We start from the raw sequence: 17,510 nt of genomic DNA on the forward strand, positions 1-17,510 counted from the left end.
GAGAGGCCCCCAGTTCAAACCTCGATCACATCGGGTAAGGTAAGGCTAACCTGCTAACGATCGCGTGAACTCGGTGGTCCCGCATGTCCGTCGCACCCGTAGCACCCGTCGCACCGGCCGTCACCCCCTCCCCCGTGGCCGGGGCCTACACCCGGCTCGCCGAGGTGTTCCCCGGGCTGCGCGTGACCGAGGAACCCCCGCGCTCCGGCGGCGGCTGGGTCGCCGCGACCGAGCTCGCCGCCGGCGGCACGGCCGTCGACGCCTTCCTCGCCTGGGACAACGCCCAGATCCTGCGGGACTACGGACAGCAGGCCCGTCCGGACGTCATCGCCAGCTTCGGGCTGCACCGCTACGCCTGGCCCGCCTGCCTGCTGTTCACCGTCCCCTGGTTCCTGCTGCGCCGGGTGCCCCGCGTGCCGGTGGGCCAGGTGTCGTTCCAGCGCACGCTCGGGCGGATGACCGCGCGCGTCCGGGACTTCGCCTGCCTGCCGGACGACCCGGCCGCCGGACTGCCGCACGCCCGGGTCGTCCCGGACGAGGAGGCGCTGCGCGCCGAGGTGCGCGAGGCCGTCGCCGAACACCTCGGCCCGGTCCTGGACGGCTTCCGGCCGCGGATGCGCCGCGGTCCGCGGGCGCTGTGGGGCATGGCGACCGACGAGATCGTCGAGGGCCTCTGGTACATCGGGCACCTGCTCGGCGAGGAACAGCGGGCCATGAGCGAGCTGGAGCTGCTGCTGCCCGGCTCCACGAAGCCGTACGTCGGCCGCTCCGCGTTCCGCGAGCTGACCGGCCCGAACGGCGAGGCGCTGCCGACCCGCGACCGGGCGAGCTGCTGCATGTTCTACACCCTGCGCCCCGAGGACACCTGCCTCACCTGCCCCCGCACCTGCGACGCGGAGCGGATCTCCCGGCTGACCACGGGCTGAGCGGCGTCGGCGAGGATCGCTCACGCACGGTGCCGGGGACACGGAAGCGTCCCCGGCAACGTCGTCTCCACCCGGGCTCCGGCCAGGGGCCCGGATGCCCTCGGGCCCGGATGTCCTCGGCCGGTGCGGCGCCTTGCGTCCGCCCCATCGCGACCGCGTGACGGCGCCTGCATCCGTGCAGTCGCTCAGCCCACCGGTACGTCCCTGCCGGTCAGCTGCGCCCGAATGCCGCTCTTCGTCACGGAGATGTCGCGCAGCCGCATGTCGCCCGGCAGGTTGTCCGGCAGCTGAGCGGAGAACTCCATCTGCTGCGCGACCTTCGGCTCCCGGAGCTTGCGCAGACCCTGGACGAGCGAGGGATCGATGCCGGCGGGCTCGAGCAGCGAGGGATGGTCCACGAGTGTGTCCAGCACGCGGCCCTTCATCATGTCCTGCGGACGGACGGGCTTCCCGGCCGCCTGCCGCAGCTCGTCCTCGTCCAGCTTGTCGGCGACGGGTGCGGTCAGCTGCAAGCCACCGCCCTTGCCCGGTACGTACGTGAGCAGGCCGGGCACCACCACGCGCGTGTCCCGCACGGTCATGCGCAGGCCGCGGTTCCCGACGCGCTGCAACTGCGCACGCCCCCGGACCTGGGCCTGCTTGCCGCCCACCGGCAGGTCGCCGCCGGCCAGCACCGTGTTCTGCCCGGGGCCGGGCCTCAAGTGGATCTGCGACGCGCCGACTTCGCGGTTCAGGTCCTTGAAGTCCAGCAGGACGTCACCGCGCACCCAGCTCAGCACCGCGCCCTTGACCGAGGACGGCAGGCTGCCGACGATCCGGATGCCGTCCACCGACCCCTTCACCTGAGCGACGGAGGCCGGCCCGGCGTCGACATCGGGGACGTTGACCTCGACGTGGTCGACGCGGCCCGCGAGCACCTGCCCGACGAACGGGACGCTGTCGATGTGCACCTCGGGCTCAGCGTGCAGCTTCAGCGCCTTCTCCACCTGCTGCGCGGCCATGTTCTCCGCGTAGAGCACCGCCCAGCGGTCACCGAGGGCAAGAAACGCAAGAACGACGGCCAGCGCGAGGACCGACTTGGCGGTCCTCCGCACGATCCGGCGCGGCCGGCGAGCGGCCCGCGGGGAGCCGGCACCGGCGGTTCTGTCCTGGGCCGACGGCTCGTCCGGGCCCTGGTGCCCCGCGGCAGGGCCGTCCTGGGCGGCGCGGCTCGCCGGTACCCACGCCGTGGAGTCTGCGGAAGGTTCGTTGGAGAGCATCGCCACATGCGACCACAGCCCGGGCGTTCGAACCAAGTTGTGCACGGTCTTCGAGACGCCTGAGCGAGAGGGCGCCGAAACCGGGGTGGGTACCGTGCCCGAGCACCCCTCCCCCACGGCACGTTACGCAGACGCGCATCGCCCCCTCGACCTCGCGCCCCGGTCCCCCACGCCACCCGCCAGGGTGATGTCGCTCGAACTCAACTTCTGTCCATGGAAGGGAAGTTCGACACCGATGTGGCTTCATCGCACCCCTTGGCGTCGTCCTGTTCCGAATGCCTCGGTTACGGCATCGGGTTCCGCCAGGATGGCGCGCACAACGCGGACCGCGAGGCAAAAGGGACACCAGGATGAGAATGACCGATATATCGCTGAACTGGCTGCTCCCGGTGCTGGTGCTGCTCGTCGGCGTGCCGGCGGCGGTGGTGGTCCGGGGCCGCGGCCGGCGCACCGGGGAGAACGCGGGCACCGACACCTGGGAGCGCAGCGAGGAGCGGCGCCGCCGCAAGGAGGCCGTCTACGGCACCGCCTCCTACGTGCTGCTGTTCTGCTGTGCGGCGGTCGCCGCCGCCCTCTCCTTCCACGGGCTGGTCGGCTTCGGGGAACAGAACCTCAACCTCTCCGGAGGCTGGGAGTACCTCGTCCCGTTCGGCCTGGACGGCGCCGCGATGTTCTGCTCGGTCCTCGCGGTGCGCGAGGCGAGCCACGGCGACGCGGCGCTCGGATCGCGCCTGCTGGTCTGGACGTTCGCGGGCGCGGCCGCCTGGTTCAACTGGGTGCACGCACCGCGCGGCATCGACCACGCGGGCGCCCCGCACTTCTTCGCCGGGATGTCCCTGTCGGCCGCGGTGCTCTTCGACCGCGCGCTGAAGCAGACCCGCCGGGCGGCGCTGCGCGAACAGGGCTTGGTGCCACGGCCGTTGCCGCAGATCCGGATCGTCCGCTGGCTGCGGGCGCCGCGCGAGACCTTCGGCGCGTGGTCGCTGATGCTGCTGGAGGGCGTGCGGACGCTGGACGAGGCGGTGGAGGAGGTGCGCGAGGACCGGCGGCAGAAGGACCAGGACCGCCGGCGGCGGCGCGATCACGAAAAGCGGGAACGGGCGCAGATCAAGGCGATCAACCGGCAGCACCGGGTGCTCCGGAGCCGCACCGGGCGCCGGCTGGAGCAGGCGTCGGCCGCGGCACCGGCCCAGGTCGGCGCGGAACCTGCCATAGTGGCGCCCGGACCGCCGCCCGCGCTCTCGCGTCCGTCCCTCCAGGCCATGACCGGTGGTGACGACGCCTCGGCCGCTCCCGGGGGCACCCCGGACCGGCCGCCGCGGACGGCCGAGACGGACCCCGGCGGATCACCGCGCACCATGGAGGCGACCGCCGACGGGTCTCCACGGACGGTGGATCTGACCGCCGAGGACGACACCCTGACGATCCCCCGGCTCGACTCCCTGGAGCGCAAGCTCAAGGACCTCGAGCAGCAGTTCGGCTGAACCGAGCGGTGGACCGGTGGACCCGGTTCACCGCTCGGACGCGTAGGGCGCCCGGGTGACGGTCGCCCGGGGCGGGTCCGCTCAGGCGGCGGCCCGGCCCTCGAGTTCGAACCACACCACCTTGCCCGGCCCCTGCGGCTGAACGCCCCAGGAGTCCGCCAGTGACTCCACCAGCACGAGCCCCCGGCCGCCGGTCGCCTCACTGCCCGGCTTGCGCACCGCGGGGCGCCGGGGGACGAAGTCCCGCACCTCCACCCGCAGCCGGTCCGCGGTCCGCGCCACCCGGCCCTGCACCAGAACCGCCGTCACCTCCGCACCGCTGTCGGTGTGCACCAGCGCGTTGGTGACGAGCTCGCTGATGAGCAGCTCCGCCACGTCCGCCTGGTCCGGACCGCCCCACGACCACCTCCCGAGCAGTTCGCGCAGTGCGTGCCGCACGTCGGAGACCGCGGTCAGGTCGGACTCCCGCAGCCGCTTGTTCAGTACGGACTCCTCGCGCTGATGCGCCATCCACTCCGCCCCGTAACCCGAATCGGTCTGATCCACCTCGAACAGGCACACGCTCATGCATTCCCAACCGGCACCGGGCCACTCCTCCGGGCCGCGGTCCGGGCTCTGGACAGGACCGGGACACGCGTCAAGGGCACATGCCCGTGCGGGCGGCGGCCCGGGGCCGCGGTGCGCGGTGCAGCGGTGCGCGGTGCAGCGGTGCGGAGGAGCCTGCGGGAGGAGCCGGCGGCCGGCGCGGCGCCCGGGCGCGGCAATGCCCGGCACCGCCGGGAGAACGGTGCCGGGCATCAGGGGAGGACGGCCGCCGCGGTCACCAGCGGCGCGACAGTCGACACGGGGAGCCATTCCGTGCGGCCCTCGCGGGCATTCCACTCGGGCACCTGTTCCACCCGTACGGCGCACCGGGGATCCCGGACGGCGGAGAGAGCGGCGACCGGGAGCGGGACCGGACCTCAGGGACGGGGGACGTTGCGCAGGTTCGAGCGGGCCATCTGCACCATCCGGCCGACGCCGCCCTCCAGCACCATCTTGCTCGCCGAGACGGCGAAGCCCGTCACCATCTCCGCACGGATCTTCGGCGGGATGGACAGCGCGTTGGGGTCGGTGACGATGTCGACCAGCGCCGGGCCCTTGTGCTTGAAGGCGCCCTTCAGCGCACCGTGCAGCTGCTTGGGCTTCTCCACCCGGACACCGTAGGCGCCGGCGGCGGTGGCCAGCTCGGCGAAGTTCGGGTTGCGGTTGCCGGTGCCGTACGAGGGCAGCCCGGCCACCATCATCTCCAGCTCGACCATGCTGAGCGAGGAGTTGTTGAAGACCACCACCTTCACCGGCAGGTCGTACTGCACCAGAGTGAGGAAGTCGCCCATCAGCATGGCGAAGCCGCCGTCCCCCGACATGGCGATCACCTGGCGCCTCCGGTCGAGGAACTGCGCTCCGATCGCCTGCGGCAGCGCGTTCGCCATCGAGCCGTGGGTGAAGGAGCCGATCACCCGGCGCCGGCCGTTGGGGGTCAGATAGCGCGCCGCCCACACGTTGTTCATCCCGGTGTCGACGGTGAACACCGCGTCCGGCGCCGCCTCGTCGTCCAGCACCGCCGCCACGTACTCCGGGTGGATCGGGGTGTGCTTCTCGACCTTGCGGGTGTAGGCCTTGACGACCCCTTCCAGGGCATCGGCGTGCTTCTTCAGCATCCTGTCGAGGAAGCGGCGGTCCGTCTTCTCCTTCACCCGGGGCGTGAGGCAGCGCAGGGTCTCCCGCGCCTCGCCCCACACCGCGAGATCGAGCTTGGAACGCCGGCCCAGGTGCTCGGGCCGCACATCGACCTGCACGATCTTCTTGTCCGTCGGGAGGAAGGCGTTGTACGGGAAGTCGGTGCCCAGCAGGATCAGCAGGTCGCACTCGTTGGTCGCCTCGTAGGCGGCGCCGTAGCCGAGCAGCCCGCTCATGCCGACGTCGTACGGGTTGTCGTACTGGATCCACTCCTTGCCGCGCAGCGCATGGCCCACCGGGGCCTTCACCCGCTCCGCGAACCGCATGACCTCGTCGTGCGCACCGGCCGTGCCACTGCCGCAGAACAGCGTCACCGTCTTCGCCCCGTCCACCATCCGGGCGAGCTCCTCGATCTCCGCGTCACCCGGGCGCACCGTCGGACGGGAGGTCACCAGGGCGTGCTCGATCGGCCGGTCGGGCGCCTGATGCCCGGCGATGTCACCGGGCAGCGCGAGCACGCTGACCCCGCTGCGGCCCACCGCGTGCTGGACCGCCGTCTGCGCCACCCGCGGCATCTGCTGGATGTTCGAGATCAGCTCGCAGTAGTGACTGCAGTTGCGGAACAGCTGATCGGGGTGGGTCTCCTGGAAGTAGCCGGTGCCGATCTCGGTGCTGGGGATGTGCGAGGCGATGGCGAGCACCGGGGCCATCGAACGGTGCGCGTCGTACAGGCCGTTGACGAGGTGCAGATTGCCGGGCCCGCTGGACCCGGCACAGGCCGCGAGCCGGCCGGTGAGCTGCGCCTCGGCGCCGGCGGCGAAGGCCCCGGTCTCCTCGTGGCGGACCTGGATCCAGTCGATGCCGGAGTGCCGGCGCACGGCGTCCACGACCGGGTTGAGGCTGTCACCGACGATGCCGTAGAGGCGCCGGACGCCTGCCCGGGCGAGGATGTCGACCAGCTGCTCCGCCACGCTCTGCTTCGCCATGTCTGCGCACCCCTTCGGCTCGGTTCGGCTCCCGTCCATCCATGCACGGTTGGTGCGGTTGCGCCTCTCATGGTTGGTGCGGTTGCGCCTTCCACGGTTGGCCTGGTTGCGCCGCTCACGGTTCGGTGCGGTTGCGCCTCTCGCGGCTGGTCCGGTTGCGCCGCTCACGGCTCCGGTTGCGCCGCTCACGGCTGCGGTTACGCCTCCCGGACCCCGGCAGCCGTACGGTCGCCCGCGGGGTGGGGGTCTGGGCCGGGGTCCGGGGCCTGCGGGGTGGGGGTTCCGGAACGTATATTTACGGCCCTGGGGGCCACAAATACACGGAAGCTTCCGGAACCCCCACCCCTCCGGCCCCGGCCCCCTCCCGTCCGTTCGGGTCGGGAGCGGGTCGGGAGGGGATCCGTGGTCAGGGAGAGCGCTCGGTGGAATCGGCCGGACGGAGCCCGGCGGTGGCCTGAGCGGACCGTGGCAGAGTGCGCTGTGGTGCGGGGATGATGTTTGCGGCGGACAGCTGCCGTGGCCCGTCCCCGCCACGCCGCCGCACCGTACCGCCCGGAGGAGTCGGCCCAGAGCCCGGAGGAGTCGGATGCTGAGCGCGCTCGGCCTGGACGAGGTGCAGGAATCGGCGTACCGCACGCTGGTGGTGCTCGGCGCCGCCGAAGTCCCGGACATCGCGGACCGGCTGACGCTGCCCCAGGCGGAGGCCTTACGCGTGCTGCACCGGCTGGAGCGGCAGGGGCTGGCCGCCCGGTCCTCCGCCCGGCCGGGCCGGTGGGTCGCGGCTCCGCCGGCCGCCGCGCTCGGCGCCCTACTCGCCCGGCAGCGGCGGGAGTTGGAGCAGGCCGAGCGGGCCGCGGTGCGGCTGGCCGAGGAGTACCGCACCGGGGGCGCGGAGCCGGATGTGCACGATCTCGTGGAGGTCGTGACCGGTGCGAGCGCCGTCGCGCACCGCTTCCTGCAACTGCGGCTGAGCGCGACGGAGGAGGTGTGCACGCTGGTCACCGGCCCGGCCGACGCGCTCGCCGGCCTGCCGGGCGGGGACCGGGAGCCCGGTGAGCGCGTCGTGTCGCGCGGGGCCCGCCACCGCGTGGTGATCGAGCGTGCGGTGCTGGCCCGTCCGTCCGGGGTGATGGGGCTGTCCGCGGCGCTCGGCCGGGACGAGCGGGTGCGGGTCGTGGACGCCGTTCCGACGCAACTCGTGGTCGCCGACCGGGGGCTCGCGATGATCCCGCTGACCGGACGCTCCTCCGAACCCGCCGCCCTGGTGGTGCACGCGAGCGGGCTGCTGGAATCGCTGGTCGGCCTGTTCGAGGGCATCTGGCGGTCGGCGCTGCCGCTGCGCCTGGGCTCCGACGGCCTGCCGCGACCGGCGGAACCGGACGGTCCGGACGACACCGACCTGGAGATTCTGTCGCTGCTGCTGGCCGGGCTGACCGACGCGAGCGTCGCCAAACAGCTCGACCTGGGGCTGCGGACCGTGCAGCGCCGGGTGAAGCGACTGATGGAGCTGACCGGGGTGACCACCCGGCTCCAGCTGGGCTGGCACACCTACGAGCTGGGCTGGGTGTCCCGGGAGGCGGGGCACGGGGGCGGGCGGCCGGGCCCGGGCGCGGTTCCGGAACCGCCTGGGCCTTTTGTTCCCGCCCCGGCTCAGCCCTCCTGACCTGGACCGATGTCCGTTCGCCCGGCGCGGCCCGCCCCGGGTGCCGGGAAGCGCCCCGGCCGCCCGTCCGGCACGCTGGGCCCATGGGGACCTGGCAGCTGGTCGCGGTCGGGCTGCTGATGCTGCTCGGCCTGCTGGGCGTGCTGATCCCCGGCGTGCCCGGGCCGGCGGCGGTCTGGGCCGCGGTGGTGTGGTGGGCCCTGACCGAGAAGACCGGTCTCGCCTGGTGGCTGCTGATGGGTGCCACCGCGCTGCTGCTGCTCAACCAGACGCTCAAGCTGCTGCTCCCGGGACGCCGCATGAGGGAGTCGGGGGTTCCCTGGCGGACGCTGTACATCGGCGGCGGGGCGTGCGTGGTGGGGTTCTTCGTGGTGCCGGTGCTGGGCGCGCCGCTGGGGTTCGTCGCCGGGGTGTACGGGGCCGAGCGCGCCCGGCTGGGCGGTCACGGCGCCGCCTGGGCCTCGACCCGCACCGCGATGCGGGCGATCGGGCTCGGCGTGCTGATCGAACTCTTCGCCTGTCTGCTGGTGCTCGGGGCCTGGATCGGGGCGGTCGTGGCGGGCTGAGGCGTCCCGGTGTCCGGTCCCGTCGTGCGGCGTGGGGTCCGGAGCCCGAGCCTGTCCCGGCGTCCACGTGGAGTCCGGAGCGCCCGCGCGGAAGGCGGCCACGGGACCCGGAGCATGGGACCGACGGACGGCCGAGCCCGCTTGTTCCCGGAGGCCGCCGCGGAGAGCCCGCCGGTTTCCCGGACGCCGCGGCCGGGTTCGCGAGCTCCCCCACTGCCTCAGAGGCCGTAGGACGCGGGGCGTAAGGCCGGCGTCCGATGCGCCGGGCGGCGCCCGGTGGAATTCTGGGGCCATGAGCGACTTCAGCGAGACCGAACGCGCCTACCTGCGGACCCAGCGCCTCGGACGGCTGGCCACCGTCGATCCACGGGGGCAGCCGCAGGCGAACCCGGTCGGCTTCTTCCCGCAGACCGACGGGACGGTGCTGATCGGCGGATACGCGCTGGGCGCCAGCAAGAAGTGGCGCAATCTGCAGGCCAACCCCAAGGTCGCGCTGGTCGTCGACGACATCGCCAGTGTCGATCCGTGGCGGGTGCGCGGGGTGGAGATCCGGGGCGAGGCCGAGCTGCTCACCGAGCCGCACGACCTCGGGCCGTTCGTCAGTGAGCAGGTGATCCGGATCCATCCGCGGAAGATCCACAGCTGGGGTCTGGACGAGCCCGCCGGGTGACCGCTAGCCGGCGGCTTCGAGCGCCAGCAGCGTCCGCTTCCGGTCGAGCCCGCCCGCGTAGCCGGTGAGGGTGCCGTCGGCGCCGATGACGCGGTGGCAGGGGCGGACGACGAGCAACGGGTTCGCCCCGATGGCTCCGCCGATGGCCCGGACCGCGGCCCGCGAGGCCCCGATGCGCGCGGCGACGGCACCGTAGGTGGTCGTGGTGCCGTACGGGACGGTGTCGAGGGCGGCCCACACCCGCTCCCGGAACGCGCTGCCGTGGGTGACGAACTCCAGGACGAAGGTGTGGAGTTCACCGGCGAAGTACGCCTCGATCTGCCGCCGCGCCTCGGTGAACGCGGCGGGCGCGCGGTGCGCCGCGGGGCCGGGGTCCGGTGCGGACGGCTGCCCCGGCACGGACACGGAGGTGAGGGCGGTGCCGCCGGGGGCGGTGAGCGACTCCTCTCCGGTCAGGAGCAGTTCGCCGAGCGGGCTGTCGAACGTGGTCCAGAGCGTCATGGTGCGTCGTTCTCCGGGGTCGTGGTGGCGTTCTCGGTGATCGCGGTGACCGGTTCCGTGGCCGGGGCAGCGGTTTCCGTGACCGTCGCCGCTGTCTCCGCGGTCGTAGCGGCGGCCGTCTCCGTGATCGTGGCGGCGGCCGTTTCCGCGGTCGTGGTGGCCGTCAGGAGATGGTGGTGGGCATAGGAGCGCCAGGGCCGCCAGGGATCGGCGGCGTGGACGCCAGGTGTGCCGTCCGGCGTGGGCGGCAGGACGTCGGGGTCGCCCAGCGCCCGCATCCGGATGACCGCCGCTGTCGTCGGGTCCATGCCCGGCAGGGCGAGGATGCCCTGTTCGGCAGTGTCGCGGTCGGCGCCGGGGTCGAGGCGCAGGGTGCCGTCGGCGAGGGCGGCGGCGAGGGCACGCAGGGTGCGGCGCCGGGGTTCGGGGAGGTCCAGGCCGTCGAGGGCCGCCTCGGCGAGCTGGTCGGCTGCCGGGAAGAGGTGGGTGAGCGTGCCGTCGGGTGCGGGCAGCGGCTTCCCGTGGGCCGCGACGAGGGCCGCCGCCACCGCACGGACCGCCCCGGGGTCACGGACCGCCCCGGGGTCACGGGCCGTCGCCGGGGTCTCGCCGAGGACGGCCCGTACGGCGAGTTCGTGCGGGTCCGTCGTGCCCGGGGAGCGCAGTCCGGGCCGGGCCAGGACGAGCGGGGCCAGCGCCGGGTCCGCCCCGAGCCGCTCGGCGACGGCGTACGGATCGGCGTCGAGGTCGAACAGCCGGCGGAGCCGCTGGACGGCGGTGGTGAGATCGCGCAGATCGGTGAGGTGGAGCCGGCACTCCAGCCAGCCGCCGTCCCCGGACGGCCGGTCCGCGGCTCCCCTGGTCGGCGCGGCCCCGGTCCGCGCGGAGCCCGCGCCGGTCCGCCCCCGTCCTGCACCGGTCCGCTCCCGGACCGCGGCGACGCCGGTGCCGTGCGGCAGGGCGAGGGTGCGGCGGTAGACCCGGTCACCGGGGTCCCCGGACACCTCCTCCACGCCGGGGACGGCCCGCGCGGCCAGGAAGCCGAAGATCTCCCGCACGGCGTACGGGCCGCGGTGGGCGAGCCGCAGGGGGATGCCGAGCCGGGCGACGCGGTCGGCCGCCGCCGTGTGCCCGTCCGGCGCGGCGGCCGGTCCGCCGCCGGGGGCGGGGACGCGCCGGTCCGCCGCCGGGGTGGCGGGGCGCCGTGCGCCGCTGCCGGAGGCCGCGCGCAGCCCGCTCGGGGAGGCCGCGTAGATCTCCCGCACGGTGTCGTTGAACTGCCGGACGCTCGCGAACCCCGAGGCGAAGGCGATGTCGGTGACCGGGAGGCCGGTGGTCTGCAGCAGCACCCGTGCCGTGTGGGCGCGCTGCGCCCGGGCCAGGGCGATCGGCCCGGCCCCGAGCTCTGCGGTGAGCTGCCGCTGGAGCTGGCGGGCGCTGTAGCCGAGCCGGGCGGCCAGCCCCGCGACGCCCTCGCGGTCCACGACGCCGTCGCCGATGAGCCGCACCGCCCGGCCGACGAGATCGGCCCGCACGTTCCAGGCGGCGGAGCCGGGCACCGCGTCCGGGCGGCAGCGGCGGCAGGCCCGGAAGCCGGAGCGCTGCGCGGACGCGGCCGTGGGGTGGAAGCGGACGTTCTGCCGCTTCGGGGTCACCGCGGGGCAGCTCGGGCGGCAGTAGATGCCGGTGGTCACCACCGCGAAGAAGAACTCCCCGTCGAAGCGGGCATCACGGCTGCGCACCGCCTCGTACCTGGTGTCCTCGTCGTCCGTCACCCGTCCAGTCTCGGTCATCGGCGGTCGGCCGACCGGCGGGAATCGGACATGGCGCTGCGGGCGGGCGCGCGGCGGCCCGGACGACGTTCCGGGCAGGTGCGCGGCGGTCCGGATCGCGTCCCGGGCGGTCGTGCGGCCCGGGCGTGTGGCCCGGCCTTCGCCGGATGACGTTCCGGGCAGGTGCGCGGCGGTCCGGATCGCGTTCCGGGCGGCCGGGCGGGCGCGGCCCGGGCGGGCGTGCGTGCGGCCGGCGGAGTGCCGGGTCAGGTCTCGTCGACCGGCTCCGGCCGCTCCTCGGCCTCCGGCGAGGGGGCGGGCCTGCGGCGGTGGGGCAGCCGGGAGCGGATGTCCTCCGGGGGCAGGAACTGCGCCCAGCGCTCGGGATACTCCGACGGCGGCTCGGTGTCCGGGCCGTCCACGGCCTCGTCCCAGGTGTCGTCGGCGTCGTCCGCGGAGGGCAGGGCCGCGGCGCGCTGGGCCGCCGCCTGGGCGATCAGTTCGGCGGCGGCCTTCTCCCGGGCCCGGGCGTTCTCCTCGCGGGCGGCGGCGGTCGCGACCGAGGGCCAGACCCGGTCGATGGCGGCGTTGACCCCGGCCCCGGCCAGCACGGCGAACGCGGAGACCCCGATCCACAGGAGGACGGCGACCGGCGCGGCCAGCGAGCCGTAGATGGTCGGGCCCTCGACCGTGTTGATCAGGTAGATCCGGAGCAGGAAGCTGCCGAGCACCCACATGGCCAGCGCGACGAGCGCCCCCGGGATGTCCTCCGCCCAGGGCGACCGGACCGGCACGGACACGTGGTAGAGCGTGGTCAGGAAGACCACCGAGAGGACGAGGACGACCGGCCAGTACAGCACCCGGACGACCGCCCCGCTCCACGGCAGGAACTCCATCACGGCGTCCGGGCCCGCCACCATCAGCGGCAGCACCACGGCCCCGATCACCAGCGCGATCACATACAGCCCGAACGCCAGCAGCCGGGTCTTCACGATGCCCCGCTTGCCGTCCAGCCCGTACATCACGGTGATCGTGTCGATGAAGACGTTGACCGCGCGGGAGCCGGACCAGAGCGCGAAGGCGAAACCGAGCGAGATCAGATCGGGCCGGCCGCCGCGGGTGACGTCGTTCAGCAGCGGGCGGGCGATGTCCTCGACACCCCGGTCGGAGAGGACGGCGCCGGACGCGGTGAGGATGTTCTCCCGCACGTGGTCGATGGTCTCGATGCCGATCCACGGATCGAGGTAGCCGAGCAGTCCGATGAGGCCGAGCAGCAGCGGCGGCAGCGACAGCAGGGTGAAGAAGGCCGCCTCGGCGGCCAGCCCGACGATGCGGTACTCCATGCAGGAGTTGATCGTGTCCTTCAGCAGCAGCCACGCCACCTGGCGCTTGGACACATGGGGATAGAGGGCACGGGCCCGGCGGAGGCGGCCCGTGGCTCTGCTGGGGGATGACTCTGCTGCCGACACCTCCTTAACGTATCTGCCATGGCAGCCTCGACCCACACGGTGACCAACCAGGCCCCGCCCCTGGTCGGCTACGACGTTTTCGCGGCGGATACGGCCCTCTCGGAGGCCGTGACGCGTCACACCGGCCCCGAGCACCTGGACCGGGTGCGGGAGGAGCTCGGCGAACTCGGGCGCGCGGCGGGCTCCTCCCAGGGGCAGAAATGGGGTGCTCTCGCCAACGAGAACCCCCCGGTGCTGCGCACCCACGACCGCTACGGCCACCGCATCGACGAGGTCGACTTCCACCCCTCCTGGCACCGGCTGCTCGGCCACGCCGTCTCCGCGGGGCTCACCGACGCCCGGACCCGGCCGCACGGGCAGCTGCGGCGCGCCGCGGGGTTCTTCGTCTGGACGCAGACCGAGGCGGGGCACGGCTGCCCGCTGTCGATGACCCACGCCGCGGTGCCCGCGCTGCGGACCGACCCCGAGCTGGCGGCCGTGTGGGAGCCGCGGCTCACCTCCCGGGTGTACGTGCCGGAGCTGCTGCCCGCGGACCGCAAGCCGGGCGCCCTGTTCGGGATGGCCATGACGGAGAAACAGGGCGGTTCGGACGTGCGGGCGAACACGACCCGGGCGGATCCGCTGGACGCACCGGGCGAATACCTCCTCACCGGACACAAGTGGTTCTGCTCGGCACCGATGTCCGACGCGTTCCTGGTGCTGGCCCAGGTGCCGTCCTCCGCACGCGGCGACGGCGGCCTGACCTGCTTCCTCCTCCCCCGGGTGCTGCCGGACGGCACCCGCAACCCGTTCGCCGTCCAGCGGCTGAAGAACAAGCTCGGCAACCGCTCCAACGCCTCCGCCGAGGTGGAGTTCGACGGCACCTGGGCCCGGCGGGTGGGCGAGGAGGGGCGCGGCGTCGCCACGATCATCGGGATGGTGGCGGCGACCCGGCTGGACTGCGTGACCGCGTCGGCGTCGCTCATGCGGCAGGCCGTGGCCCAGGCCGTGCACCACAGTGCGTACCGCAGCGCCTTCGGCGGGCCGCTGATCGACAAGCCGCTGATGCGCAACGTGCTGGCGGACCTGGCCCTGGAGTCGGAGGCCGCGACGGCGCTGGCGATGCGGCTGGCGGCGGCCCAGGACGCGGCCGACGGCGGCGACGAGAACGCGGCACACCTGCTGCGGCTGGCGGTGCCGGTGGCCAAGTACTGGGTGACGAAACGCTGCCAGCCGCTGGTCGGCGAGGCCCTGGAGTGCCTGGGCGGCAACGGCTACGTGGAGGAGTCGGGCATGCCCCGGCTGCTGCGGGAGTCGCCGCTGAACTCCCTCTGGGAGGGTGCCGGGAACATCCAGGCGCTCGACGCGCTCCGCGCCCTGAGGCGGGAACCGGCCGCACTCAACGCGTTCCTGCTGGAGATCGGCCGGGCCCGCGGCGCCGACCACCGGCTGGACGCGGGGATCAAGGACCTGCTCGCCGAACTGGCCGACCTGAGCGGCATCGAGGCCCGGGCGCGCCGGGTGGCCGAGCGGATGGCATTGGTGCTTCAGGGGGCGCTGCTCGTACGGTTCGCGCCCCCGGAGGTGGCCGACGCGTTCTGCGCCTCGCGGCTGGGCCGCGACGGGGGAGGAACGTTCGGCACGCTCCCGCACACCTTGGACCTGGCGTCGATCGTGGATCGTTCGCGGGTGCCGGTCTGAGAAGTACGGGAGCGGCCCGTTCCGGACGAGGGTGATGCTGCGCCGACACGGCACCACCCTCGTCCGGCAGCGCCACCGTGACGGGCAGTACGAGCGCACCGGGTGGCGTGGTCATCACTCTGCTGCCGGGGAGCGGGGGTGCACAAACGTTGCGACGGGTTGCACCAACTGGACCGAGTACCGTCGGAGTTACGGCTTTCGCCGGCACCCTGAAACAGGCCGGCCCCTCCGGCCCCTGCCCCCTTCGGAGACCGACCCCGTGAACGAGGAATCGCTGGATGTGGCCCGGCTGTCGGGCGTGGACCCCCGCCGGGCCGCCCGACTGATCAGTGGCGCCCGCGCCGCCGCACTCGCCGGGGACCGCCCGCCGACGGCTCCGCGGCCGGTGATCGGCGAGTCCTGGAAGCGGACCTTACGGCTCGGGGTGGACCCCGACCGGGGCACGCCGACCGGGCGGCTGGCGCTGGAGGAGATCGAGCACCGGCGGCAGTCCTCGCCGCTCGCCACCGTCCTGCCCACCCTGCGCGAGGGTCTCGTCGCGGTGGCCGACGCGGCGCAGCACATCATGGTCGTCACCGACCCCGAGGGCCGGGTGCTGTGGCGGGACGGAAGCGCGGCGGTGCGCCGGCAGGCGGACGGGATCGGCTTCTCCCCCGGCGCGAGCTGGGCCGAGGAGAGCGTCGGCACCAACGCCGTCGGCACGGCGCTGGTCGCCCGCCGGCCGGTCCAGGTGTACTCGGCGGAGCACTTCGTCCGCAGCCACCACTCGTGGACCTGTGCGGCGGCGCCGCTGCACGACCCGCGGGACAGGCGGCTGCTCGGCGCGGTCGATGTGAGCGGGCCCGCCGCCACCGTCCACCCGGCGACGCTGGCCCTGGTCGGCACGGTGGCGCGGCTGGCCGAGAGCGAACTGCGGGACCTCCACCGGGCGTCGATCGACCGGCTGCGGACGGTGGCCGCGCCGGTGCTGTGCCGGATCGGCGGCCGGGCCCTGGTGGTGGACCGGAACGGCTGGCCGGCCGCCGTCACCGGGATGCCGCCGGTGGACCGGGTGCAGCTCCCCAAGTCCGTCCGGCCGGGACAGATATGGCTCCCCTCGCTCGGCCTGTGCACCGTGGAGCCGCTGCCGGACGGCTGGCTGCTCCGGGTCGACGCCACCGGCGCGGACGCCGCCGGGCCGGGGGCGGAGCCGAGCCGGGTCGCCCTGGACCTGCGGCTGCCCCGGCGGTGGACGCTCTCCGTGACGAGCGGGGCGGGCAGCTGGACCCAGGACCTGTCCCCACGCCACGCGGAGCTGCTGTACGTGCTGGCGCGCCGCCCGGAGGGCCGGACGGCGGCGCAGCTCGCGGACGACCTCTTCGGCGACGCCACCCGCACGGTGACGGTGCGGGCGGAGATGTCCCGGGTCCGGCGGACCCTGGCGGGCGTCCTGGCACACCGGCCGTACCGGTTCGCCGACGGGGTGGCGGTGGAACTGCTGACCCCGGACCACCCGGGCGACCTGCTGCCTCACTCGACGGCCCCGGCGGTGCGGGCGGCGGCGGGTGAGGGCGGGGGGTGAGGGCGGGGGGTCCGGGGGCTGATCGGAGGGGCCGGGTGCGGGCCGGGGCCGGGTGTGGTCCGGCGGGCGTTGGCCAAGCCGGGCCGGCGGGCGTTGGCCAGGGCGGGCCGTCAGCCGGGGCAGGGCGTGACGGGCCCGGTGCGGGGTTCCGGCCTGTCGGCCTTGCCGGACGGGGGCAGTGGGGCGTGAGCGTTGCCGCGCCGGGCGGGCCGCCAGGGCAACGGCTCAGCCGGAGCGGCGGAGGCGACGGACGACCCGGCCGAGGGCAGTAGGGCAGTAGGCATTTGCCGCGCCCGGCGGGCCGTTACGGCAACGGCTCAGCCGGAGCGGCGGAGGCGACGGACGAGGCAGTAGGCGACGATCGCCGCCGACACCATGACCAGTCCGCCGCCGAGGGCCACCCCGAACGGGGTCGAGCGGTCGGCGCTGCCGACCCCGGCGTTGGTGGCGCTGTCCGGCACCGCCCCGGCGCTTGCGCCGGGAGCGGGGTGCCGGGTGTCGCGGCCCGGGTCGGGCCGGGCGCTGTCGCGGGGCCCGGGCTCCGTACCGCCGCTCGGGGCCGCCCCGGGGTGGTGCGGGGCGGCACTCGTGCCGGTGCCGCTGCCGGTGTGGGTGCCGGTGTCGCCACTGCCGTTGTGGGTGCCGGCACTGCTGCCGGTGCCGGGGGCGGTCGCGGAGCCGGCGGGCGAGGAGGGCGCCGCGGTACCGGCCGTGGCCGTGCCGCTGCCCGCTCCGGTTCCGGGAGCGGCCGACGCGTTGCGGGGCGGCAGCACCCGGAAGTGCCCGCCGGTGATCGTCTTTCCGCCGCAGGTGGCCGAGACGGTGTGCGTGCCCGGCGCGGCGGCGGCGAAGACCGTGGGCCGGGCGGCGGAGGTCTTCCTCCGGTCCGGCAGCCCGGTGAGCCGAGTGCGCGGAAAGGCGTTCGACTCGACGATCGCGTCGTACATCCGGCCGATGCCGCGGCAGGCGGTGCCGTCGACGGTGATGGTCACGATCGCGCCCTGCTCCACCGCGGCCGGGACCACGACGATGTTGCTCGGCCCCGCGTCGACCGGATCGGCGGCGGCGGGCGGGCCCGGCAGCACGAGTACGGCTCCGGCGAGGGCGGCGGCCACGGCGACACGGGGCACGGGCATGGCACTCCTTCGGCGTTCTCGGCGGACGCGCGGGGAACGGCGGCCCGGGGCCGGCGGGACACGTCCAGGTCGACCGTCTCCCGGCGGGCGGGCCGGTGCCCGGTGCTGCTGGTCCGAA

General features: G+C 74.4%; 14 protein-coding genes. 7 read left to right on the plus strand and 7 right to left on the minus strand.

The annotated features are described in order from the left end of the window. Window positions 1-83 precede the first annotated feature (83 nt). On the plus strand, window positions 84-926 hold the full coding sequence (locus tag ABT112_RS12030) for a (2Fe-2S)-binding protein (protein WP_351508336.1): 843 nt from the start codon (window positions 84-86) through the stop codon (window positions 924-926). A gap of 185 nt (window positions 927-1,111) precedes the next feature. Here the strand turns inward: ABT112_RS12030 and ABT112_RS12035 are convergent, their stop codons facing one another. Continuing rightward, the gene (locus tag ABT112_RS12035; RefSeq protein WP_351508339.1) at window positions 1,112-2,221 is read right to left on the minus strand and encodes an LmeA family phospholipid-binding protein; all 1,110 of its coding nucleotides are present in this window, start codon (window positions 2,219-2,221) and stop codon (window positions 1,112-1,114) included. A gap of 314 nt (window positions 2,222-2,535) precedes the next feature. On the opposite strand from ABT112_RS12035, the gene ABT112_RS12040 reads away from it, so the two are divergent. After that, the gene (locus tag ABT112_RS12040; RefSeq protein WP_351508341.1) at window positions 2,536-3,669 is read left to right on the plus strand and encodes a DUF2637 domain-containing protein; all 1,134 of its coding nucleotides are present in this window, start codon (window positions 2,536-2,538) and stop codon (window positions 3,667-3,669) included. An 81-nt stretch (window positions 3,670-3,750) separates the two neighbouring features. On the opposite strand, the gene ABT112_RS12045 is transcribed toward ABT112_RS12040, so the two are convergent. Further along, window positions 3,751-4,236, minus strand: a complete 486-nt coding sequence (locus ABT112_RS12045; protein ID WP_351508344.1) for an ATP-binding protein — start codon at window positions 4,234-4,236, stop codon at window positions 3,751-3,753. Window positions 4,237-4,631: 395 nt separating this feature from the next. Beyond that, window positions 4,632-6,374, minus strand: a complete 1,743-nt coding sequence (locus ABT112_RS12050) for a pyruvate dehydrogenase (RefSeq protein WP_351508345.1) — start codon at window positions 6,372-6,374, stop codon at window positions 4,632-4,634. Window positions 6,375-6,960: 586 nt separating this feature from the next. On the opposite strand from ABT112_RS12050, the gene ABT112_RS12055 reads away from it, so the two are divergent. From ABT112_RS12055 to ABT112_RS12065, 3 genes are all read left to right on the plus strand, one after another. After that, complete coding sequence (locus tag ABT112_RS12055) at window positions 6,961-8,037, plus strand: helix-turn-helix domain-containing protein (protein WP_351508347.1); 1,077 nt, start codon at window positions 6,961-6,963, stop codon at window positions 8,035-8,037. 83 nt (window positions 8,038-8,120) lie between these two features. After that, window positions 8,121-8,603, plus strand: a complete 483-nt coding sequence (locus ABT112_RS12060; protein WP_351508350.1) for a DUF456 domain-containing protein — start codon at window positions 8,121-8,123, stop codon at window positions 8,601-8,603. Window positions 8,604-8,895: 292 nt separating this feature from the next. Beyond that, window positions 8,896-9,273 carry a PPOX class F420-dependent oxidoreductase gene (locus tag ABT112_RS12065; protein ID WP_351508351.1) on the plus strand — a complete coding sequence of 126 codons (378 nt, stop codon included), beginning with the start codon at window positions 8,896-8,898 and terminating at the stop codon, window positions 9,271-9,273. Between the two features lie 3 nt (window positions 9,274-9,276). Here ABT112_RS12065 and ABT112_RS12070 read toward each other — a convergent pair whose 3' ends face one another. The 3 genes from ABT112_RS12070 to ABT112_RS12080 all read right to left on the minus strand — a co-directional run bounded on the left by ABT112_RS12070 (window position 9,277) and on the right by ABT112_RS12080 (window position 13,015). After that, entirely contained in the window at window positions 9,277-9,774 is a 498-nt protein-coding gene (locus tag ABT112_RS12070) for a methylated-DNA--[protein]-cysteine S-methyltransferase (protein WP_351508353.1), read from the minus strand. After that, window positions 9,771-11,549 carry a DNA-3-methyladenine glycosylase 2 family protein gene (locus ABT112_RS12075; RefSeq protein ID WP_351508355.1) on the minus strand — a complete coding sequence of 593 codons (1,779 nt, stop codon included), beginning with the start codon at window positions 11,547-11,549 and terminating at the stop codon, window positions 9,771-9,773. Before ABT112_RS12075 ends, ABT112_RS12070 begins: the two co-directional genes overlap by 4 nt. Before the next feature lie 263 nt (window positions 11,550-11,812). After that, a complete protein-coding gene (locus tag ABT112_RS12080; protein ID WP_351508357.1) occupies window positions 11,813-13,015 on the minus strand; it encodes a YihY/virulence factor BrkB family protein in 1,203 nt (400 codons plus the stop codon). An 18-nt stretch (window positions 13,016-13,033) separates the two neighbouring features. On the opposite strand from ABT112_RS12080, the gene ABT112_RS12085 reads away from it, so the two are divergent. Continuing rightward, window positions 13,034-14,695 (plus strand): acyl-CoA dehydrogenase family protein, encoded by a 1,662-nt coding sequence (locus ABT112_RS12085; protein ID WP_351508359.1) that lies wholly within the window; start codon window positions 13,034-13,036, stop codon window positions 14,693-14,695. 259 nt (window positions 14,696-14,954) lie between these two features. Continuing rightward, entirely contained in the window at window positions 14,955-16,256 is a 1,302-nt protein-coding gene (locus ABT112_RS12090; RefSeq protein ID WP_351508361.1) for a helix-turn-helix domain-containing protein, read from the plus strand. A gap of 317 nt (window positions 16,257-16,573) precedes the next feature. On the opposite strand, the gene ABT112_RS12095 is transcribed toward ABT112_RS12090, so the two are convergent. Continuing rightward, window positions 16,574-17,392 carry a hypothetical protein gene (locus ABT112_RS12095; protein WP_351508363.1) on the minus strand — a complete coding sequence of 273 codons (819 nt, stop codon included), beginning with the start codon at window positions 17,390-17,392 and terminating at the stop codon, window positions 16,574-16,576. Between the last annotated feature and the right edge of the window lie 118 nt (window positions 17,393-17,510).

The organism is Streptomyces sp. NPDC002055 (assembly GCF_040296705.1).
Taxonomy (GTDB): domain Bacteria; phylum Actinomycetota; class Actinomycetes; order Streptomycetales; family Streptomycetaceae; genus Streptomyces.